This is a genomic window from Priestia sp. YIM B13489, from assembly GCF_042787645.1.
Lineage (GTDB): Bacteria > Bacillota > Bacilli > Bacillales > Bacillaceae_H > Priestia > Priestia megaterium.
Genome location: NZ_JBHZOQ010000053.1, coordinates 1,683,080 through 1,704,936, shown reverse-complemented (window position 1 = coordinate 1,704,936; position 21,857 = coordinate 1,683,080). Strand labels below are relative to the sequence as shown.

At 37.2% G+C, this 21,857-nt stretch carries 22 protein-coding genes; 3 read left to right on the top strand and 19 right to left on the bottom strand.

All coding sequences use genetic code 11. The features are described from left to right. Positions 1 to 175 precede the first annotated feature (175 nt). Entirely contained in the window at positions 176 to 316 is a 141-nt protein-coding gene (locus ACFX4W_RS14575; protein ID WP_013082747.1) for a hypothetical protein, read from the top strand. A gap of 71 nt (positions 317 to 387) precedes the next feature. Here the strand turns inward: ACFX4W_RS14575 and ACFX4W_RS14570 are convergent, their stop codons facing one another. After that, positions 388 to 834: a hypothetical protein gene (locus ACFX4W_RS14570; protein WP_043981904.1), complete on the bottom strand. Its 447-nt coding sequence runs from the start codon at positions 832 to 834 to the stop codon at positions 388 to 390. A 326-nt stretch (positions 835 to 1,160) separates the two neighbouring features. On the opposite strand from ACFX4W_RS14570, the gene ACFX4W_RS14565 reads away from it, so the two are divergent. Next, the gene (locus ACFX4W_RS14565; protein ID WP_016763750.1) at positions 1,161 to 1,316 is read left to right on the top strand and encodes an aspartyl-phosphate phosphatase Spo0E family protein; all 156 of its coding nucleotides are present in this window, start codon (positions 1,161 to 1,163) and stop codon (positions 1,314 to 1,316) included. Positions 1,317 to 1,452: 136 nt separating this feature from the next. Here the strand turns inward: ACFX4W_RS14565 and ACFX4W_RS14560 are convergent, their stop codons facing one another. The 9 genes from ACFX4W_RS14560 to ACFX4W_RS14520 form a co-directional block, all read right to left on the bottom strand. Next, entirely contained in the window at positions 1,453 to 2,421 is a 969-nt protein-coding gene (locus tag ACFX4W_RS14560) for an extracellular catalytic domain type 1 short-chain-length polyhydroxyalkanoate depolymerase (protein ID WP_043981903.1), read from the bottom strand. 285 nt (positions 2,422 to 2,706) lie between these two features. Beyond that, a complete protein-coding gene (locus tag ACFX4W_RS14555; protein ID WP_043981901.1) occupies positions 2,707 to 4,053 on the bottom strand; it encodes an MFS transporter in 1,347 nt (448 codons plus the stop codon). Positions 4,054 to 4,709: 656 nt separating this feature from the next. Further along, on the bottom strand, positions 4,710 to 4,994 hold the full coding sequence (locus ACFX4W_RS14550; protein WP_043981900.1) for a DUF5316 family protein: 285 nt from the start codon (positions 4,992 to 4,994) through the stop codon (positions 4,710 to 4,712). Positions 4,995 to 5,169: 175 nt separating this feature from the next. Next, on the bottom strand, positions 5,170 to 5,652 hold the full coding sequence (ybaK, locus tag ACFX4W_RS14545; RefSeq protein WP_043982614.1) for a Cys-tRNA(Pro) deacylase: 483 nt from the start codon (positions 5,650 to 5,652) through the stop codon (positions 5,170 to 5,172). 259 nt (positions 5,653 to 5,911) lie between these two features. Continuing rightward, entirely contained in the window at positions 5,912 to 6,901 is a 990-nt protein-coding gene (locus ACFX4W_RS14540) for an ABC transporter ATP-binding protein (protein WP_043981897.1), read from the bottom strand. Further along, positions 6,894 to 7,892 carry an ABC transporter ATP-binding protein gene (locus ACFX4W_RS14535; protein ID WP_162214050.1) on the bottom strand — a complete coding sequence of 333 codons (999 nt, stop codon included), beginning with the start codon at positions 7,890 to 7,892 and terminating at the stop codon, positions 6,894 to 6,896. The genes ACFX4W_RS14540 and ACFX4W_RS14535 overlap by 8 nt, the downstream gene beginning before the upstream one ends. Beyond that, positions 7,889 to 8,797 (bottom strand): ABC transporter permease, encoded by a 909-nt coding sequence (locus tag ACFX4W_RS14530; protein ID WP_043981894.1) that lies wholly within the window; start codon positions 8,795 to 8,797, stop codon positions 7,889 to 7,891. The genes ACFX4W_RS14535 and ACFX4W_RS14530 overlap by 4 nt, the downstream gene beginning before the upstream one ends. Positions 8,798 to 8,806: 9 nt before the next feature. After that, the gene (locus ACFX4W_RS14525; RefSeq protein WP_043981892.1) at positions 8,807 to 9,760 is read right to left on the bottom strand and encodes an ABC transporter permease; all 954 of its coding nucleotides are present in this window, start codon (positions 9,758 to 9,760) and stop codon (positions 8,807 to 8,809) included. A gap of 59 nt (positions 9,761 to 9,819) precedes the next feature. Continuing rightward, positions 9,820 to 11,358: an ABC transporter substrate-binding protein gene (locus ACFX4W_RS14520; protein ID WP_043981890.1), complete on the bottom strand. Its 1,539-nt coding sequence runs from the start codon at positions 11,356 to 11,358 to the stop codon at positions 9,820 to 9,822. A gap of 290 nt (positions 11,359 to 11,648) precedes the next feature. Here ACFX4W_RS14520 and ACFX4W_RS14515 point away from each other — a divergent pair, with 290 nt between their 5' ends. Next, complete coding sequence (locus ACFX4W_RS14515) at positions 11,649 to 12,395, top strand: gamma-glutamyl-gamma-aminobutyrate hydrolase family protein (RefSeq protein ID WP_043981888.1); 747 nt, start codon at positions 11,649 to 11,651, stop codon at positions 12,393 to 12,395. Positions 12,396 to 12,540: 145 nt separating this feature from the next. Here ACFX4W_RS14515 and ppsA read toward each other — a convergent pair whose 3' ends face one another. From ppsA to ACFX4W_RS14470, 9 genes are all read right to left on the bottom strand, one after another. Next, positions 12,541 to 15,147 carry a phosphoenolpyruvate synthase gene (gene ppsA / locus ACFX4W_RS14510; protein ID WP_043981886.1) on the bottom strand — a complete coding sequence of 869 codons (2,607 nt, stop codon included), beginning with the start codon at positions 15,145 to 15,147 and terminating at the stop codon, positions 12,541 to 12,543. A gap of 979 nt (positions 15,148 to 16,126) precedes the next feature. After that, positions 16,127 to 17,347, bottom strand: a complete 1,221-nt coding sequence (gene hmpA, locus ACFX4W_RS14505; protein WP_043981882.1) for an NO-inducible flavohemoprotein — start codon at positions 17,345 to 17,347, stop codon at positions 16,127 to 16,129. A gap of 165 nt (positions 17,348 to 17,512) precedes the next feature. Beyond that, positions 17,513 to 17,956 (bottom strand): hypothetical protein, encoded by a 444-nt coding sequence (locus ACFX4W_RS14500; RefSeq protein WP_043981881.1) that lies wholly within the window; start codon positions 17,954 to 17,956, stop codon positions 17,513 to 17,515. Positions 17,957 to 18,076: 120 nt separating this feature from the next. After that, entirely contained in the window at positions 18,077 to 18,577 is a 501-nt protein-coding gene (locus ACFX4W_RS14495) for a hypothetical protein (RefSeq protein WP_043981880.1), read from the bottom strand. Between the two features lie 80 nt (positions 18,578 to 18,657). Next, the gene (locus ACFX4W_RS14490) at positions 18,658 to 18,990 is read right to left on the bottom strand and encodes a hypothetical protein (protein ID WP_043981878.1); all 333 of its coding nucleotides are present in this window, start codon (positions 18,988 to 18,990) and stop codon (positions 18,658 to 18,660) included. Positions 18,991 to 19,122: 132 nt separating this feature from the next. Beyond that, positions 19,123 to 19,500 (bottom strand): hypothetical protein, encoded by a 378-nt coding sequence (locus ACFX4W_RS14485; protein WP_043981877.1) that lies wholly within the window; start codon positions 19,498 to 19,500, stop codon positions 19,123 to 19,125. Positions 19,501 to 19,513: 13 nt separating this feature from the next. Further along, positions 19,514 to 20,029, bottom strand: coding sequence for an SMI1/KNR4 family protein (locus ACFX4W_RS14480; RefSeq protein WP_043981876.1), 516 nt, complete (start codon positions 20,027 to 20,029; stop codon positions 19,514 to 19,516). 121 nt (positions 20,030 to 20,150) lie between these two features. Continuing rightward, positions 20,151 to 20,483: a YolD-like family protein gene (locus tag ACFX4W_RS14475; protein WP_097823712.1), complete on the bottom strand. Its 333-nt coding sequence runs from the start codon at positions 20,481 to 20,483 to the stop codon at positions 20,151 to 20,153. A 14-nt stretch (positions 20,484 to 20,497) separates the two neighbouring features. Continuing rightward, the gene (locus tag ACFX4W_RS14470; protein ID WP_377559673.1) at positions 20,498 to 21,763 is read right to left on the bottom strand and encodes a Y-family DNA polymerase; all 1,266 of its coding nucleotides are present in this window, start codon (positions 21,761 to 21,763) and stop codon (positions 20,498 to 20,500) included. Positions 21,764 to 21,857 lie beyond the last annotated feature (94 nt).

The window sequence follows — 21,857 nt, the reverse complement described above, 5'->3', positions numbered from 1 at the left end:
TTTAGGGAAAATGGGAGTTTTAAGTTCCCTTGATTATATTTATTTTGAGGGAGATATTGAGGAGATGCACTACTCTTTTTGTTCTATGTGTTGAGAAAATAAAATAAGGGTATATAATAAATATAGGAAAATGAAGATAAAAGTAGAATATATATTCTAAAGGGAGGGATTTATTGTGATTGTTACTTTAGGTTTTGCGGCATCAATTATTGCTTTGTTTATGCTTTTTACTAATCGGACGTCCAATATCCCGGAAGAAATAATCCATGAAACCACAAATGTTAATAAAGAAGAGCAGTATATGTATTATATATAAAGCGTCTTAACAGACGCTTTTTTGTTGCGCTTTTTACAAAGTCTATAGCGGTTAAAAACGGCCCTCACCTATCATTTATCTTTATTTATCAGCGCCTGATAGCCATAAATAGTTAAACAGAAACTAATAAATGAAGAAAAGATATGTTTTGGTTTAAAGTTAACTAACTTAAATAAGTCCAATTTTTGATACAAGTAACTTAGCGGAAAAGCAAATAGTGAATCCATTAGTAAATTAACGAAGAAAAATCGTTTGAAGCTACCAAACGTAAAATGAAAGATCCACAGTGTCCCTACTAAAAAGGGGCCAAAAATAAAACTGCTATCGTTTAAAATTTTCCCTTTCCACCCTCCTTTTACCCTCCACCACTTGTAAGGAATAGCTAATGAGCACATTCCAATTACTAACGATGAGGCAAAAAGAGAAGCGGGAAAATAGGTTCTCATTGATTTTTTCGGCATAAAAACAAGGGAGATCCATGGAAGAAACAATTGAAGAATTCTGATGACATTGGGCATATTAGTAAATTCTCCTTTCTTATGTTAACATGCCTAAATGTAATCGGATTATGCCTATGTCCGCAAAACAGAGTAAGCTCTGTTACTCCGTGAGTTCTTTACAACCGGTGGAACAATCATGATTAAGACAGAGCACAGCTTCCAGCAAAACGTTTAAAAGTTAATTCTTTTTAAATGAAAATATCTGAATTCAAAATACGACAGACTTCGACACTAGCTATTTGTTACTATATTTTTTAGGTTCTATTTTTAGATTGGAACCATTTTTACATAAATGATTCAACAATTTAAGCCTTTAAAATGACGTGGCAAGCGGAGGAAACTTAATGTGTTTCAAATGTAGACTACTGCTGATAAAGATAGAATTTATACGAAAAATGATGATGATGATTGCCCTAGAAGAAGGGTTTACAAGTAGTAATACGATTAAAATTAGTCAGGATCTAGATGTATTGTTAAATCGGTTTGAAGCTACTTGTTAAGAAATGCTGGCTGATAACAGAAAAAGGATCTTTCAATAAGATCCTTTTTTACTGTTGGTAGACGATTATTCGTTTCAAAAAAATAAAAGGCTAATGTTATTTAATAGCATATTGTGATCTCTCTTTCGTGCTCTATTTAATCATTGTGGGCTTCAAAAAAATCCCACATCATTTTTGAAGCATTAGGACCTTTTGAATCAGTATCCGATCCATTGTCATTTCCTCCTGACCATGCATGCCCCATATCCTCTACCATAATTTTTTTCATCCACATTTTATTTTCTGTATCTACGTAGTCATACGTTATGTAACTATAGTGATTTTCGTTTTCCCTTGAAGTATAAGAAGCTGCATTTTCATGTAGGTCGATACCGAAATACTTATATGTATAAATCCACTGTTGAATTAATGTAGACGCATTAATTGGGTTGACTGTTGTATCTGATTGACCGTGAAACGTAATGATGGGAACAGGCCGTGCATAAGGTCCCATTTTTTTATAAGCTTCATCACCGTCAAGTTCAGGATTTAGAGATCCATATAGCATGACTTCTCCAGCTGTGATGAGATCTACAGCATAAGCATTACTGCCTGCTGAATGAATGCCTACCGCTTTAAATACATCAGGATAAGCAATAGCCATCACATTTGCCATAAAGCCTCCAGCTGACATACCAGCAAGGTATATATTAGTAGAATCAATCGCATATTTAGCGGTTATGTGATCAATCATATCTTTTATTATGTCTGGCTCTCCATTGCCGCGAAACTGGTTATACTCATAAAACCAATTCCAGCACCCGTTGGAATTAGCAAAGTAATTCATCTGAGGATAAAGAACAATAAAGCCTTTTTCTTCCGCTAGCTTATTCATTTCCGTACCCGCAGCAAAATCATCTGCATCTTGTTGACATCCATGAAGCATAACGATTAATGGTACTTTACTTAACCCAGTATATGTACTTGGAACATATACCTTGTAGGTAAAGTAATCATCATAATTATACTCTTTCCAAATAGGACGAAAGAACGCACTCTGTAATTCTATTAAAAACGTTGAAGCGCTTAAAACTGGATTCATAAAAAAGGAACATAAAGTATTCACGAAGTTTACCCTCTCTCTATTTCTGATGTATACTCTCTATTTCGTTATATCACAAAATAATCCTTTTATTATGGCGCTGATCTTTTTTATATGCCTTTAATTATTTTCCTCTTCATGCTTTAGTCGTACAAATTCATAATGCAAAACTATAGAAAAAAGAATTCTATAGCAAGAACAGTCACTTAGTACGTTTAATACATGTATACGCGCGGAATACTAGAAAAGGACTGGCTATAAAAGCCCGTCCTTTTTTATGTTATCAAACGATTATTTATTTAACCAAAATTAAAAACTGATATTATTTGGCGGTACATTGTCTCCTTTGTCCTCTTTCTTGAGCTCAGATTCTATATATGAATCTTTAGAGGATTCTCCCATACGCCAATAAACAAGAAAGCTGATGGCAATACACCCTGCTACATAGAAAAAGAAAATTGATTCATGGCCAATACTTTTTAGCCATAGGGCGATAAATTCTGCTGTGCCTCCAAATATGGCAACTGTAAGTCCATACGGTAATCCTACACCAAGAGCTCGAATTTCTGTTGGGAAAAGCTCAGCTTTTACAATAGCGTTAATAGATGTATAGCCTGTTACAATGATAAGTCCAACTGTCATTAATAAAAAAGCCATGACTGGGTTATGTGCTTGTTTCATAAAAAGAAACAGCGGTACAGTCAATAATGTTCCTAAAATACCAAAGCTCATTAACAGCGGTCTGCGTCCAATTTTATCTGATAGCATACCTGCTATTGGCTGAATGACAACAAATACAAGCAGTGCACAGAAGTTAATCCAGCTTACGACCCCTTTATCTAGTCCTACACTGTTTACCATAAATTTTTGCAAATATGTTGTATACGTATAAAAAGCGACCGTTCCTCCTAATGTTAAGCCAATAACGGTCAACACCGCTTTAGGATGCTTCATAAGTGCTTTAATTGTCCCTGCATTTTCACGGCTTTCAGCGTCCATTTTAGAAAATTGTTCTGACTCATCCATTGTACGGCGCAACCATAAAACGCTTAGCGCGCCGATTGCTCCAATGACAAAAGGAATACGCCAGCCCCATGAAATCATATCTGCTTCACTAAGAACGTTTTGCAGAATAATTTGAACACCTAATGCTACCAGCTGACCAGCAACAAGCGTCACGTACTGAAAGCTTGAATAAAATCCTCTTCGCCCCCTGCTTGCCATTTCAGAAAGGTAAGTTGCAGAAGTTCCGTATTCTCCTCCTAAGGAGATTCCTTGCAGCAAACGCGCTAATACTAGAATAATAGGAGATAATAACCCTATTGTGCCATAGCTAGGAGTACAGGCGATAATAAAAGAACCGCTCGCCATAATGGTAATAGATAAGGTAAGCGCAGCCCGACGACCATATCGATCCGCATAGCGTCCCATTAATAAACTTCCGATTGGACGCATTAAGAAACCGACGGCAAAGATTGCCGCTGTGTTAAGCAGCTGACTTGTTGAATCACCTTCCGGGAAGAATTGCGATGAAAAATAGACGGCAAAAGCAGAGTAAACGTACCAATCGTACCATTCAATTAAGTTCCCAACAGATCCTTTAAAAATATTACTTGTAACACGCCTGTTGTTTGTAGCTTCACTGGTATGAGCCATGAGTGATCCCTCTTTTCTTTGAGTGTTTAATGTTGGTTCTCCTGTAATATGAAGTAGCAAGTAATTTACCAGCAAATCTTTTTAAACAGCTAGATTGTATTGCTTTCTATAAAACCTGTTCAACCAATTACTTATATAATGAGAGCGCTTAAAAAAGGTTGGATAATTCATTTCAGTATCATCTATAGATAATAAGATAAGTGGTTTTAAAAGCGGCGGCTGTCTATTACATATGTAGTGTTAATCCTCCCTTCCATTTATATATTGTACTATTGATTTATTAGAAAATATAATATTTTCTAATTATTTATACAAAAATTTTACAAAGTTCGGCTTTCTAATTTATATGACAAACAGAAAAAAAGCCATGTTCTTTAAATGAGAACATGGTTAAGAAAATACTCTTATCAACTTGTGAGTGTAAGCTGCTTACATTTACATAATATGTAGAATAAACATAACTTGTACTAAGCTCTAACCTAAATTTAAGATAATTATCGAATTTTAATCTTATCTCTTATTATATATACAGCCATGGATGCTCTATAATTTTGTTGCATTGGCGACCTTAATTTGGCTCATTTAATTTTAAATTCACATAAAAAGCGTTCTATCCCGAGATATTTTTCACCTAAGCTTGTTGTTTGGAAACCAAACTATATAAAATAATGAATGAGAAGAAATACGCCGAGAACTGGAGCCGCAGCTAACATAAGGTTTATAGAATTTCTAATTCTCCACTTCTTGTCCGTTTTTGATTCCGTGGCCAGATTGGCTCTCATTCGATCACCGCTTACAGCTGCTCCAGATATAATAATGGCTAGCCCTACTAGTATAATGAACGCTACGAAAAATACTGTTTCTGAATTTACGTTTGCTATTGTACATCCTAATAAAAGAATAAAAGATAAAATGAACCCGCCAATAATTGATTTAATCATTTTTGTCTTCCTCCTAGCCTTTTTATAAATTTTCCACATATTAACTATATAATATCATTTTTTCTATATTTTTACTTTTATTTTATTGTTTTAACAGATAAAAAGACAGTAATTAAGGGAACTAAAAAAGCGAAACGCTCATGTCTGAGTACGTTTCGCTCAAGGGAACTACATTTTAACTATCTTTTGTGATGTCTGCTAAACTTAAGCGAATTACTTTTGATAAGTCACTTAACGTTAACTGTATTTGGTGACCTACACGTCCACCTGAAAAGTAAATCGTTTCACAGTTTTCTGCTGTAGAGTCAATGAAGGTTTCGAACTGCTTTTTCATTCCGATAGGAGAACACCCGCCGTGAACATATCCTGTAAGAGGTAACAGCTCTCTTTGAGGAATCATTTCTAAGGACTTTTCACCAGCCGCTTTTGCCGCTTTCTTTAAATCAAGCTCCTTTTCAACCGGTACCATGAAGACATAATGTTCTTTTGATTTCCCTACGGTCACCAGTGTCTTAAAGACTTTAGCAAGATCCTCTCCGAGCGAAGTAGCTACCTGTACCCCACTCAGCTTTTTAGTGTCATAAGAATAATAGTTGTACACAATTTTTTTCTGATCTAAAATTCGCATGACATTCGTTTTATCTGCTTTTTTACCCATAATTATCACCGATACCATCATAACACGTTTTGTTTTCATATCTCCATATATTAGGATAGATAGGTTAGTAAGGATTATTTATATCTTTTATATAAAAATGAATCTAATACGCTGAATAATGACTTTTCACCACCCTTTAAATCCGCTATTTTCACACAAAAAAGCCACTAGAGGCACTAGTGACTTTTTCCATTTCTATCTATTCGATTGTGCTGCTGCATCAATACGTTTGTTTTCTCTATCGCTACAGCTTTTCACCTTAACTATAAAGATGACATTTTACTTTATGCTTGTTGTCAATCACTGTATCTTCAGGTGTTTCTTTCATGCAGCGGTCAAATGCGAACGGGCATCTTTTATGAAACGCACAGCCTGAAGGTGGATTAAGAGGAGAAGGAATTTCACCTTTAACCTCAATTTTTTCGCGTTTTTCATGTTCGTGAATTGCCGGGACAGATGACAAAAGAAGTTTTGTGTAAGGATGACGAGGATTTGAAAAAATCTCATCTGTTGGCCCTTCTTCTACTAATCTTCCTAAATACATCACACCAACGCGGTCTGCAATATGTCTTACGACGCTTAAATCGTGGGAGATAAAAAGATATGAAAGCTTCATTTCTCTTTGCAAACTGCGCAGTAAGTTTAAGATTTGTGCTTGAATGGATACGTCCAGTGCTGAAACCGGCTCATCACAAATGATAAGCTTGGGGTTTAAAATCAATGAACGCGCAATGCCTATGCGCTGGCGCTGACCTCCTGAAAATTCGTGCGGATAGCGGTTGTAATCTTCTTCGTTAAATCCAAGCTTTTTTAATAACTCAATGACAAGCTGCTTTCGTTCGCTTTTTGCGCCTACATTATGAATTGTTAATGTTTCTTGAATGGAAGCACCAATCTTTTTTCTTGGATTAAGGGAAGTATGTGGATCTTGGAAAATCATTTGTAAATCTTTACGAATTGTTCGTAAGCGTGATGCTTTAGATTCGAAAATACTTTCTCCATTAAACTGTGCTTCTCCGCCCGTTGGTTCTACTAATTTTAAAAGCGTGCGCCCCGCTGTACTTTTCCCGCAGCCAGATTCACCTACTAATCCGTACGTTTCGCCTTCATAAATATCAAAGGATAAATCTTGAACTGCTTTGATTTGGCCTTTTGCTTTCCCTAAAGCAGAACGAACCGGATAATATTTTTGCAGGTTGCGAACTTCAAGCAAGGGCTTGGCGCTTTGCTGCTTTGCTTCACTAGACATACGCAACCTCTCCTTCTTGAATTTTTTCATAGTGCCAGCACCGAATGCGATGCGTATCATCGGCATGCTCTAAAACAGGTACTTCTTTATGGCATTTTTCCGTTGCAAACGGGCATCTTGGTGCAAAACGACAGCCGTCTGGCACGTTTGAAAGCGGCGGAACCGTTCCCGGAATGGACGAAAGCTCTTGTGTTCTGTCGCCATCTAAGTGAGGAACCGACTTAATTAGGCCCATTGTATAAGGATGAAGCGGCTTTGAAAACAGCGTTTTAACGTCCGTTTCTTCCATCACTTGTCCTAAATACATCACGGCTACTTTTGTACAAATATTAGCTACAACGCCTAAATCATGGGTAATGAAAAGCACGCCCATGTTGAGCTTGTCTTTTAAATCCATCATGAGGTCAAGAATTTGCGCTTGAATGGTTACGTCTAAAGCTGTTGTTGGCTCATCGGCAATAAGAAGCTTTGGCTCACAGGCTAAAGCCATCGCAATCATAATGCGCTGCCTCATTCCACCGGAAATTTCATGCGGATACTCTTTTGCTCGCTGTTCTGGAGACGGAATGCCTGTTAGTCTCAAAAGCTCTACGACTTTCTTTTGCGCTTCTTTTTTGGAGACTTTCTGATGCAGACGAATCACTTCAGCAATTTGTTTTCCAATGGGCATAACGGGGTTTAATGACGACATTGGGTCTTGGAAAATCATTGAGATTTCGTTTCCTCTTAGCTTTTGAATTTGCTTTGAAGACATCTCTAATAAGTTTTTTCCCTCAAACAAAATCTTGCCATCGTAGCTTGTTAGGTCTTCATCTAATAGCTGAAGAATAGATTCGGACGTTACGCTTTTTCCAGACCCTGATTCACCGACAATCCCTAATACTTCTCCTTTATTTAATTGAAGAGATACATTGTCAACAGCCGTTACTTCTCCGCTATACGTTGTAAAAGTTACTTGTAAGTCTTCTAATTTTAAAAGGGCGTTACTCAACGTTTTTTCCTCCTTTTCTTCAGCATTACGTTTTTCGGATTTAACCAATCCCGCAGACCGTCACCAAATAAATTAAGGCCAAGTACAATTAAAATGATGAATACACCCGGAAACACGGTCATCCACCATGCGTTGTAAATCGCAAGCTTTCCGTCATACAGCATATTTCCTAAGCTCGGTGTCGGCGCAGGAATCCCGGCTCCTAAAAAGCTTAGCGAAGCCTCAGTTAAAATCGTTACGGCAAACACGTATGTTACTTGAACGATTAAAGGCGATAAGACGTTTGGCGCCATATGAAAACAAATGATTCGAAGTGAGCTTGCTCCTTGAGCTTTTAGCGCTTCAATAAACGTTTTTTCTTTTACAACAAGCGCAGCTGAACGAACAATTCTCGCAATCGAAGGAATAAATACAAGGCTCAGTGCGATAATAACGTTGCTTGTTTTAGGTCCTAAAGCAGACATAATAGCAATTGCTAGTAAAATAGATGGAAAAGCAAACAAGCCGTCACAAATTCTCATTAAAATATAATCAAGAATTTTATAATAAGAAGATAAAAGTCCAACGATTAAACCAAGTACAGTAGCAATAATCGTTACTGCGGCTCCAATCATTAATGATATTCTGACGCCGTACATTGTCCGGCTAAATACATCTCGTCCAAAGTTATCCGTTCCAAACCAGTGCGTGCTTGACGGCGGTGCTAATCGATTTGCAGGGTCGATTTGTAAGCTGCCAAAAGGAGAAATGAGCGGAGCAAAAACAGCAATCAAAATAGATAATAAAATAAGTATCGCTCCTCTTACTAGCAAACGATTTGAGAAAAAGCGCACTACCGCTGGGTTTCTTTTTTTCTTTACAGTTACTGAAATGGTCTCTGTATTTTGTTGTGCGTTCACATTCATCACCCTCCTTTAATCATGATAAGAATTGCGTACACGCGGATCGATCACGGCATACAGCAAATCAACAACTAAATTGATGACCACATAAGCAACCGTAATTAAAAGTACGGCTCCTTGAATAAGCGCGTAATCCCGGCGTTCAATTGATGAAACAATCAGCTGACCTAGCCCTGGAATGTTAAATAATGATTCTGTTACCGCCGCTCCGGTCACAAGTCCCGCAAATGATTCTCCGATAACTGTTAAAATCGGTAAAAAACTCACGCGCAGCGTATGCTTAAGCATAATTGTGCGTTCATTTAATCCTTTTGCTTTTGCCGTTTTAACAAAGTTCTCAGAAATGGTATCGAGTAAAGATGAACGCGTCATACGCGTAATTAATGCAGCTTGAATCGCTCCAAGCGTAATCGTTGGTAAAACTAAGTACTTTAAATACTCAAATAATCCAGCATTTAACGGAACGTATCCTGAAACAGGAAAAATTCGAAGCTGTACCGCAAAAAGCAAAATAAGGAATGAACCGAGAAGAAAGCTAGGAATGGAAATACCTAAAAGGCTAGCTCCCATAATGCTTTCATCACGAATCGTTCCTTTATGTTTAGCTGCATATATACCAAATAGTAAAGCAAACGCCACACCAAAAATTTGCGCGAGTATAGCTAGAGAAACCGTAGGGCCTACATTATCCCAAATTGCCCCGAGCACAGGTTTATTTAAAAAGTAAGAATAGCCAAAATTTCCGTGGAAAATGTTAGATAGCCAGATAAAGTATTGATTTACCACAGGCTCATCCAATCCCATTTCTTTGCTCAGCGCTGCAATTTGTTCCGGACTTGCGCCTTGTCCTAAAATGATTGCTGCGGGACTCCCAGGCGTTAAGCGCGTAATTAAGAACACAACAATAGATACAATGAATAAAACAGGGATTAGTGCAAAAAGTCTCTTAAGTGTATAAGCTCCCATCGTAAACTCCTTTCTAAAACAGAGAGCGTAAGCCCTCTGTTTATTAGAATAATAAGATATTATTTTGTTAAACTCATATTGTAGAAAATTGGACCTAAATTATACTCATAGCCTTTTGCATTGTTAGAAACGGCATTGATGTTCACTTTATGACCAATAAGCGTAAACGGAAGCTCGTCCCATACGTATTGCTGAATTGCATCAATGTCACCGCGAGCTTCTTTAACAGAAGGAGCAGCTTTAATTTTGTTTAAGTAGTCCATTGATTTTTCAACTGATGTACCTTTTGTAGTCCAGAATCCTTGGAAGATGGTAGAACGAGCGTTCCAGTCAACAGGATAGATGTCCCATTGGCTTGTATCACTCATTTTATCGCTGAATGTCGCCCAGTCGTATACTTCTAATTTTACATTCATACCAATGTCTTTTAACTCTTGTTGAACCACAACAGCTGTATTGTATTGATCTTGGTAATCACGAGACGCCATTAAGCGAATTTCTTCTCCGTTATAACCAGATTTCTTCAAATATTCTTTTGCTTTTTTCTTATCATGCTGGTTATATTCTTCTTTTCCAGCTGTACTGTAGTAATTTGGATACTCTTTGTTCACAATGGATGAAGAAAGCTTGTAATAATCCGAGTTTCCGTAAGAACTGTCTAAGATGTCTTTTGAGTTAAGAGCTGCGTTAACTGCTTTTCGTGCATTGATGTCTTTAAAGACGCCTTTATCTGCGTTGTAGAAAAGTCCCATAAATCCGCCTGGTGATGTTTCTACTTTTGCATTTTGACTGCCTTCAACTTGTTTGGCATTATCGCTTGATACAGATAGCGCAACGTCAAATTGTCCGGTTGTAATACCAGAAATCCTAGTTGACTCATCGCTTACGAAACTAATCTTAATTTCATCGACGTGAGGAGTTTTCTTAACTTCGCGGCCTTTCGAAGAATAATCTTTAAATTTCTCTAATAAAAGATATTGATTTTTCTTCCACTCTTTTACTTTATATGGACCTGTTCCTATGTAGTCTTTGATCCCTTCATCAGATGCATTGTCAACGACTTCTTTTGGTAAAATAGCTGCTGCGGGGATTGGATCAGCTAATAAAGAAAGCGTGTTAACGTTTGGTGATGGTAAATGAAGCTCTACCGTATAATCACCGGTTTTGGTCATTTCAGCACCAGAGAAGTTTGTTTTCCCAAGAGACGATAGCTTAATCCAGCGGTTAATAGAAGCGACAACGTCATCTGCAGTCATTTCTTTACCGTTATGGAATTTAACCCCTCTTCTTAATTGGAACGTGTATGTTTTATTATCATCGCTAATATCTACTTTAGACGCTAAGTCAGGCTTAGGATTTCCTTTTTCGTCTAAAATCATTAGTCCTTCGTAGATACTGCGCGTTGCGTCTTTCACATCTGAGTCCCCAGTAATTTGAGCATCTAGCGTTGCTGGCTCACTTTGAGACGCGACGTTTAGCGTTCCACCTTCTTTTCCTTCTTTTTCACTTGAAGAATTTTTGCTTGCATTACCACTGCACCCTGCTACCATGAGGACAATGGTTAAAAGAGAGATGAAAAGTAAATAAGTCCTTTTCACTAAAATCACTCCTATTTCCTTGTATAAAATTTTAATCCGACTATAATAAGAAGAATAGTAGGAATGTGAACAATTGTAGCACTACCTTCTACCTTTGGCAATTAGTATTTTTAACATACAGAGGCTATTATACCATTTTCTATTAAGTAAATATGGTATATATGTATAATAGTTGAACAAAATAACCATTTATTTCTTATAAAGCAAGAGATTGAACACACTTTATCAACGCAGTAAAAAAGAAAGAACATCTCAAGAAATGGTAATTTAACAAAAAGGAGAAAACAACAGTGGGATTTTTAATTGGCATATCAGGAAGCATTATTGTGGATCAAGGAGGACGCTTTCCAGGCTATAAGCGAGCGTATGTGAATAATGACTATATCGAATCAACAGCGCTCAGCGGCGGAATTCCTTTTATCTTGCCAGTGCTAAAAGATGAAGAAATGATTAAAGCGCAGGCAGAAAGTATAGACGGGTTGATTTTATCAGGTGGTCAAGACGTTAATCCCCTTTTATACGGAGAAGAACCGACAACCAAAACGGGTTCACCTTTTTTAGCACGAGATCAGTCTGAACAGCTATTGTTAAAGCATGTGATCGATCAAGGAAAGCCGGTGTTAGCGATTTGCCGCGGCTTACAAATTTTGAACGTTGCTTACGGCGGGACTCTTTATCAAGACATGTCAGACATTAAAGAGTCATTTATCAAACATGATCAATACAAAAATACAAGCGACCCTTCTCATTCCATCATGATTAAAGACGGAACACGCCTGCATGACCTTTACGGTAATCAAGCTCTTATTAATTCATTTCACCATCAAGCTATTAAAGACGTAGCGCCAGGTTTTGAAGTTTCTGCATGGGCAAAAGATGGAGTTATTGAAGCCATTGAAAAACAAGGAAAACAATTTGTAGTCGGCGTCCAGTGGCATCCAGAAATGATGGCAAAAGAACATACTTCAATGCTAAACTTGTTCAAACTGTTTATGGAGCATGTGCAGCAGTCGGCTGTAAAAAAAGTCAGCATTTGACGTTTTAATCTACTGCGTCACCAATACAAAAAGGCAGGCCATTATAATGGCCTGCCTTTTTGTATTACCTGAAGATACGCATAGAAATCTAGACAAATTTTCATCTATTAATAAAGAAGGAAAACAGCGCAAGCATCTTTAGCTTTTACAATATTTCAATATATCCTTCTGTTCCATGTACGCGAATTTGCTGTCCGTCTTTTATCAGCCGAGTAGCATTCTCTACGCCGACAACCGCTGGCAATCCGTATTCACGTGCAATGACTGCTCCATGAGTCATCAGTCCGCCAACTTCCGTAACAAGCCCCTTTATCCCTACAAATAACGGGGTCCAGCTAGGGTCAGTAAAGGAAGTAACTAATATATCTCCCTCTGATAGATTAGCATTTTCCATGTTTAAAATGACGCGCGCTCGCCCTTCTACCACTCCTGAAGAAACCGGTAAACCTACAATTGCTTGGGACGGAAGATTTTCTCGTTTGTACGCACCTGTAACAATTTCGCCATGAGACGTGATTACACGCGGAGATGTTAGCTTTGTGTATAATCGGTATTCTTCTTTTCGCTTGGTAATGATTTGATCATTCACTTTATGTGTGCGCACGACTTCTTGAAGTTCGTCAAACGTCAGATAGTATATATTTTCTGTTTCAGAAATAACACCGGCTTTTACAAGCTGAGCGGCTTCTTTCAGCAGAGCCTGTTTATAAACAAAATAGCGATTAATCATGCCGTATTTGGGATATTCACGATAACCGATAAAATTCCGCATGAGATTAATCTTTTCTTTTGTTTCTTTTGCTTTTTGTTCACCATCCGGCAATTGCTTCAAGCGGTTTAATAGCTCTTGCTCTTTTTTCAAGGCTTCCTGCAGGCCTTTTTCAAATTTTTGCTTGCTAGCGTTAGCCTCAAAGTTTTTAATATTACCAAGAATCACAGGGATAAGTGCAGCCGGCTTTTCGCTCCAGCGAGTTTTCGTAATATCGATTTCGCCGGGGCATCGCATTCCGTATTTGCTGAGATAATCATAGATAGCGTCTTGAGTTTTCTCTCCGCCTTCAAACTTAACCAGTTTCTCCAAAAAGTTATCATCTTTTACGTGTTGTAAATAATGGATGACTTCTGGATAAGGACGAATCACATCTGCGACATCCAATAGCGCCAGACCCATTTCTGATGTAATATTGTTTGGTACAGATTGAGAAATCACGTCTGCTGCGTTTTTTTCACCTAGCCACGTCTCCATTTTTTCATTGATCCATGATGAAGCATCCATAGCAGCCATAAACACAGCTGTACTTTGTGGGTCAAATAAAATCTTCTTTAATGTCCCGATATCTTCTGAAATAAAATCGACTAATTCCGACCCAGATTTCGTTTGGATGGTTTGCTTTAGCTCTTCTATTGATGCTTGATTTTTCTTGATCAAGTCAGAAACTATGGTCGAGTCGTTTTCGATTTGTGTCTTAGGCTTCGTAGGCGGCATGCTTTTATTGCTTTTACCAGAACTTTGATCATTTGGTAAAGGTTTTATAAAGTCTCCTCGCTCTATTATGCTTGTAAGTGCGTCTTTCATGAGGGGATCATGTTGTCCCATGGCACCTAACATCATTTTTCTGCTGTCAGATGAAGCCAGCATAGGGGTGACATCAACAAACAGCCTTCCACCGGCTGTACGCATAGGTGCATTAGTCGTTAACAGAAAAAAAGACAACCCCAGTGGTTTCATGGCATCGGTCATCATTTGTTGATGTCCAACAGATACATAAACGCGATTTTCCTGATCATGTGCTTCAGGAATTGGATATAAAGTAGTGATTGGACGACTTTGAACAATATAAAATGTATCCTCAGCCAAGCACCATTCAATATCTTGAGGACAACCGAAGTAAGCTTCAAGCTGTCTTCCAACGCGTTCTAGCTGTAAAATTTGAGAGTCAGTGAGCGCTTGCGTTTTTTGTAGATCGAAATGAACTTCCTTTGTTTCTGTTCCGCCTTCTTTTAATCCGTAAATAGCTACCTTTTTAGCTGCTATTTTTTTATCGACGATTTCGCCTTCTTTTACTTTATAGCAATCGGCAGAGACCAAACCTGACACTAGCGCTTCTCCAAGTCCAAATCCCGCATCGATTGATAACAGCTTTCGGTTAGAAGTAATTGGGTCAGCGGAAAATAAAATACCTGAAGCCTGCGGAAAAACCATTCGTTGAACAATAACAGATACGTGCACTTGACTATGGTCAAATCCATTTTTAATACGGTAGGTTACCGCACGATTTGTAAACAGGGAAGCCCAGCATTTGCTAATGTGCTGCAGAATAGCTTCTTTGCCTCTGATGTTTAAATAGGTGTCATGCTGACCAGCAAAAGAAGCATGTGGCAAATCTTCAGCAGTCGCACTTGAACGAACGGCATAAGCATGCTCTTCCCCAAACTGAGAGAGAGAATGAATAACTGCTTTTACAACGTCCGAAGGAATTTTTATTTCCAGAAGGATTTGGCGGATTTTTTCGCTAATTTCACCAATTTGATCTCGGTCATCAGCTTTTAGCATCGTCAGCTGGTTCAGTAACGCTTGAAACGTTTCATTTTGTTCAAGGGCTTTTTGATACCCGGCCGCTGTCACACAAAATCCTTCCGGTACTTGTATTCCTTGAATTTTTGATAACGCGCCTAAATTTAAGGCTTTTCCTCCAACAAGTGAAAGCTGTGTATCTTTTATTTCTTGAAAGCTAAGAACTAAAGAGTTCATTCAACATCTCTCCTAACCGGTAATGTTTTATTGATTTTACCAGCAGTAAATGAGAATAAACAGTCTATATCGGCGTTTTTTTATGTGGTATAATTAAAGTAGGAAGAGAAATACATACCTTTTTGTTTGCGGTTACATTTTTAAAAGTTGTATAACTAACTTATCTAATTGATTCGTATCCTTTTTAAAGCAGGTAAGTACACGTTTGAAGGATTTGTTGTTCTTCCTCATTTAACACTTTCTTTTTAGAGAATGAAATTTCAACATCTCTCCTCATTTTAACCCTTCTTTCATTTGGTCACCTGAAGAGTCTAGCTCATTAGATGATTAACTCTCTTTTTTTGAACTATTCCGAAACCATAGTATTACGAATGTATCTCTTCGCTCGTTTTCTAGCAAGTGTATAAATAATCACCTGCAGCACAAGCGCCGCAAGGCTTATCAGTACTACTTGTTCGACAGAATTAAAGGGCGAAAAATATTTCTCCCATTTAGAATCAGGAAGCCTTAATGCGTTATAAAAATATGAGGTACTAAAAGAAATTATATTTCCTAAAATAAGTGATAAATCCGCTCTAATAAGCCCACTTAGATAAGACAGTGCTAGTGTAACTATGGCCATGATTATATAGCTTACCTTTGAATCATCCTCAAAATCTTTTCGCATAGATAAATAAACATATGGAATGCAGTAAATGGTAAAAATTATAAAAGGGAGTAGTCTTCTCATATAGTAGTCTCTCCAATATTTGGGGTTCGACATAGTTTTCTATTATTATAAATTACCGAAGAGAATTTTTTCCAGTTTTTTGTACGCAGAGAGTGTAGAAATACTTATATGTATCATGATCGTTTGTAGAATCATTCCTTAGGGCAAAGTAAAAAAGCACGCTTATGAGTGCTTTTTTACAGCATATTTATTTAAACAGGACGTGTGTTTTCATCGAACATTTTCCGTTTACTGGTAACAATTACTTCTTTATTTTTCTCCTAAAATGGCTACAGGGCTAAATACCTCGTAATGAATACGTTCGTTTGGTATATCCCATCTATGTAGTGCTTTAAGAATAGCTTCCATAAACGGAATCGACCCGCAGAAATAAAAGACAGCTTCTTTTGAAGGAACAACGGATTGTAACAATTCTAAATCAATATAACCCTCTTTATCAAAATCAGTGCCAAGTCCATCCCCTTCATTAGGCGAGCTATAACAGATGAAGGAGGTAACATTTTCGTTATTTCTATTTAGTTGAGCCACATGTTCTTTAAAAGCATGCGTTTTCCCATTAATACTTGCATGAAGAAAGGTAACCTTACGTGTAGGTTGTTTTTCTACAATGGTATTCAGCATACTAAGCAAAGGTGTAATACCTATACCTCCACTAATTAGCACAACGGGAAGTTCACTGTGATCAAGTACAAAATCTCCAGCTGGAGCTGAGAACTTAAGAGTATCTCCTGTCTGAACTTGTTTATGTAAATAGTTTGACACGATTCCTGCTGGCGCACCGTCATGCCCTTCTTCTCGTTTTACACTGATTCGATAATAATCCTTTCCAGGGGCTTCAGAAAGACTATAGTGGCGAATATGCGTGTATTTCTCTCCCGGAACATTTGCTGCTAATGTAAGGTATTGTCCTGCTTTATAAGAGGCAATTTCTTTCTCATTTTTAGCTTTTAAATAAAAAGACGTTACATTATCACTTTCTTCTACTTTCTTATCTATATAAAAGCTTTGATATCCTTCCCAACCTCCAGGTTGACTCTCTGTCTCTTCGTAGAGAGCTTCTTCTAGCTCAATAAAAGCATTGGCAATATATCCGTACGCTTTTCCCCATGCTTCAATAATCTCATCTGAAGCTGTATCTCCCAAAACATCCTTTACTGCTTGAAGTAAAGTTTCACCAACGACTGGATATTGTTCTGCCTTTACCCCTATCGCACGATGCTTTTGTGAAATCCGTTCAATTACAGGTTTAATGGCTTCTAAGTTTGTAATATGTTCTCCTGCAGCATACACGGCATATCCTAATGCTTCCTGTTGAATTCCTCTTTTTTGATTTGTTTGATTGAACATATTATATAAATCTGGCGCTTTTTCAAATAACAATTCATAAAATCTCTTTCCTATTTGTTTACTATGTTCTTTCAAAACTGGCACTGTTGATTGGACAATTTCAATCGTTTTAGAATCAAGCATATAACATCCACCTTTTAAGAATTTTTCATATGTATTAATCTTTTTTAATACTACAATTTAATATGGCTAAATTTGGATTATCCTATACTGGAATGAAAATACTAACTTTAGTTACCGTAATGAATAGGTTTTTTAAGAAACAACTTTATTAGATTTGACATTACTTTAATTTGGCTTTTCAACAAGTATCCAAGGGGCTTCTATCTCAAAATCAAGTTGAAGTACGGGTCTGGTAAATCCGCCAGGGACAAATTCTAAATCGTTGGAAAAGCCAATATGTAGGTTATTGCTTATTTCAATTGCACCATCTGAATTCATAATTTCAAGAGGTGTTTTGTTAGATACCTTACCTACCATATGATAGCAGCCAATATAGAAGTGGAGTCCATTTTCTTGAGAATCAAAATGTGATAAGTGATTACATTGAGAAGGATTAATACCTAGTCGGTTAAAAAACTGAAGCTCTATCTCTGATCGGGACTTCATAGCTTCATAAAAGTTTAGACAATATAGACAATCGCACAAATCCCATTTTTTCAAATACTGTGTTTTTGTTTCTTCAACATCAATTTCTAAAATCCAATCATCAATTTTTATGCTTTGATACAAACTCTTCACTTCCCATACTTAGGCTATTTAACAGTTACCTTCAGTTGCAGAATTCTTTAGCTTAATTTATAAGATGATTAGAAAGATATACGGGCAATTATAACAAATCAGCCAAAGCACCTAATAAGTCTTCACCTTTAGTTTCTGAATAGCTTTTAATACATCTTCTCTATTCTTAGCAAACTTCAGCCACTTTGGCAGTCGACTCTCGACGCTTAAATAATAGGGATGTGATTCCCTGAGTTCAGCTTCTATATAGCTTTCGATATAATTTAAATGTTCCAGGTTTAATGCCCATAAGGTGTTTCCACTACATTCAATTTGTAAATAGAGCGGAAGTTGAAAATACCAGTCGCAGGGATCTCCAATTAAAATTACTTCATAATCAGCTTTACGTTCGTACGATACTCTTGCTTGTCCGTAACCGTTTGCTTTTATAACTTTGTCTTTTGTGGTTCCGCAAGTAGTACAAACAAACCTTCTTCTGACGTTAGCGACGTAGGGACTCGAATCATCTAAAGCTATGACTTTTGCACAAGAGGCGCATTGTGGACAAACGACTAGAAATTCATATCCTAACCCTATAAGTGTTTTATTTTTATTTAGAAATGTTTTTTTCAAGACGTTTTCTCCCTTGAATTTATTAATTCATATTATCGAAGCGATGGAACTACAACATTGATTTCAGTTTTAATTTTACATTAATCGCCAGAGGCAAATACTAATTTATTTAGTTTCAGTGCCTCTAAGCAAAGGCTCTTTAATGCTTCAGCAAATGTTTTCGTCTTCAGGGCTATCTCCGTTGATTGTCTACAGATTGTCTGTAATGCTTCACATACCTTGATTAATTGATTTATCTCTTGTACAGAAAACAACTTGTCCCCATATTGATCTAATCCTGTCAATAATTCAAACGAATGTCTGAATTCTCTTGTTAACAGGTAGTCGTGTACTCTTTCCTCAAATTTTACACATTTAGTAGAAAAAGCTGCTTCTTTCTTATTATCGGCAATGCAGAAATCGATTCCTACCATCAGGCCCTTCCTTCCTCTACATTCTTTCTAAGTTTAATAGGTACTAAAAAAGAGGACAGCTAGGTATATACTAAACTACTATCTGTCCTTCTCTGGCCGTACTTTTATCAAAATCTTTTAACGAAGCAATAATTAAGTAACCTCTTCTACAAACTCTTTTAGAGAATCATACATTTCTAAAGCGTCCCATTCACCCATGCCATGTTCAGCTGTGAAAACTGGGTAATCTACATTCCCTATATCAATAAAGAGCGGGTCACCGCCTATTTCTTCATCATACCCTATGACAAACCAGTTTTCTTGCCAATCTCCTTCTTGATTTCCTATAAGGGAATTTGCTTCTAAATCTTCTCTGTAGCCTAATTGGCCATCTAAAAACTCGCTTTTAAGGTAGATGTAATAAGGAGCAGAAAGAATTTCTCCCACTTCATCTTCAAATTCTACTTTCACTGACGTACCTGGAAGTTCTTTAAGAATTTTATAGATTTTCTCTATATCAGGTTTTATCATTTGCTTCTCCCCTTTAATGATCTGTATGACTTATCGTGGCTATTATCCATTCTTCTAAGCTGTCTGCTATTACTTCACGCTGTTCCCAATCATGCCAAAAGGTGATAATTTGACCAATTTCCCCTCCTTCATCAGGATCCAAGTCTATACAAATATCATCTCCTCCCCCATTCGTGGCAATCGAAATCCAACGTGGGTTCCACCAAAATTCTTTTTTTACTGGCCCAATAGGTTCAATTTCTGGAAAATCTTCAAATTCTCCTCCGTCTAAAAGCTCTTTTAATGTTTGCCACGTATACAGAATCTCCTCTAAAGGTAATAGAGTATAATTTTCAATAACTGCTATATATTCATCACGCTGTCCATTATGTATCATTAACCAGTCTTTAAGGTTTTTGGGGAATGTTAGTCCCATCTTTTGTTCAACCTCTGCAATTTCTAATTCAGTAGCTGCTTCTTTAAGCGTTCCTGCTGCTTCTGGTCGATTTATTTTTAACCACTGCTCAAACTCATTCCAAACTTGCTTCATATTAGGAACCTCCTTATATAACGTCATTAAATGAATCTAGGAAAAATGATTAGATATTTTTTAAACTTATACTAATTATGTATGGAAATCTTATGTAAATAAACTGTTTTATTATTTTCTACTACATGAAACGAACATCAATTAGCTCGCTTAACCTCATTTTGTTCGTTTGCTTACATCCTTCATCTATAAATACAAATAACCCTCCAAGGGAATCTACAAATTGAATAACTCCTGTTTCCGTTATACATTGCCCATGCTTGTAATACGTAAGGTATACTTTTTTATGTGTATGGAGAGCTTCGATCAAGGTAAAATTAATTTGTTCCATTTGATCTTCTGTTAAAAAAGGTTGAGGTATTTCTGATTGCTTTTTTATAACTTCTTGTAATCCTTTGTATTGCTCGGGCATAGTGGCAAACGGTCGCCATTTTTTCATTCCTCTGTTTTGCATGTCATCTTCCTCCTTTATGCTTTATGACCTCCTAAAAGGCCGTTTCGATAACGAGCTGTTGAATGCTCGAGATGGCTTGAAGCTCGCAGAACGCTATTCTTCCCATAACGCATACGAATTTCATCAATCGTTTTAGCAAGGGCATAGGCTCTTTCGCGCTGGTCAATATCTTCAAATAAGCTCATTTGCTCTTCTTCTTGAATAAGGTTGTTCGATAAAGAAATTCCAATCGATCGAATGGGCATTCCGCTATCAAATGTGTGTAGGATGGTTAAACAATAAGGGAAGATATCTTGACTTAAATTCGAAGCTCGCTCCATTTTCTTTTGCCTCGAGAAACCTCCACCTGTTTGTTTGCTGTAGCCAATGGATAAATGAATAGTATGTGCCACGACTTGATGCATACGTAAACGAAAGCACACATCGTCTAACAGTTCTAATAGCAGCAATTCCACTTCTTTTCGATTTGTATAGTCTCGAAACAGAATTTGACTCTTCCCGAATGATCGAGAGCTCGGAATATACACGTCAGAAATGCGACTAAAATCAATTCCATTTGCATGTTGGTGGATTTCCTCTCCTAAGACACCAAATTCTTTACGTATCATCTCTACAGAAGAAAGAGCGAGTTCTTTTATGGAGTGAATGCCCAAACAATTTAAGCGTCTTTCCGTAGCAGACGAGATTCCCCAGAAATCCTTCATTGGGTGAATCGACCATAATTTGAAAGGAATATCTTCGTATCGCCAATAAGCTACCCCTGTTGTGCTATTCTTGGCCTCATGATCTAAGCTCACCTTAGCCAGTAAGAGATTCGGACCTATGCCTGCAGTAGCTGTCAGCCGTGTTTTGCGATAAATCTCGTTGATGATTTTACGGGCTAATTCTTTTGGTGTGCGAGCGAATAAATGCAAAGAAGCTGTGGCATCAATAAACAACTCATCAATGCTATACGCATGAAAATCCTCAGGAGCCACATACTGTAATACCAAACTAGAAACATAGTTCGAAGCCTTGACATACCTTTCCATGGATGGATTTACGACATGGATATCTTTCCTTCTAGGAATGTCGAAAAGACGGCTGCCTGTTTTGATCCCTTCTTTCTTTAATAAGGGTGTGGCAGCTAACACAACTGATCCCGACCGCTTTGTATCTCCTACAACTGCCAACTTTGTTTTTAATGGATCTAGCCTACGTATCACGCATGAAACAGAAGCAAAGAATGCTTTCATATCAATACAAATAATGACTCTGTTTGGTAGATATTCATAATCCATTGGAACAACTCCTTAAATAAAGAACATTCGTTCTCTATTATATACGAACAAATGTTCTTTATTCAATAAAAACTCTAAAGTTTTCCCGATTATT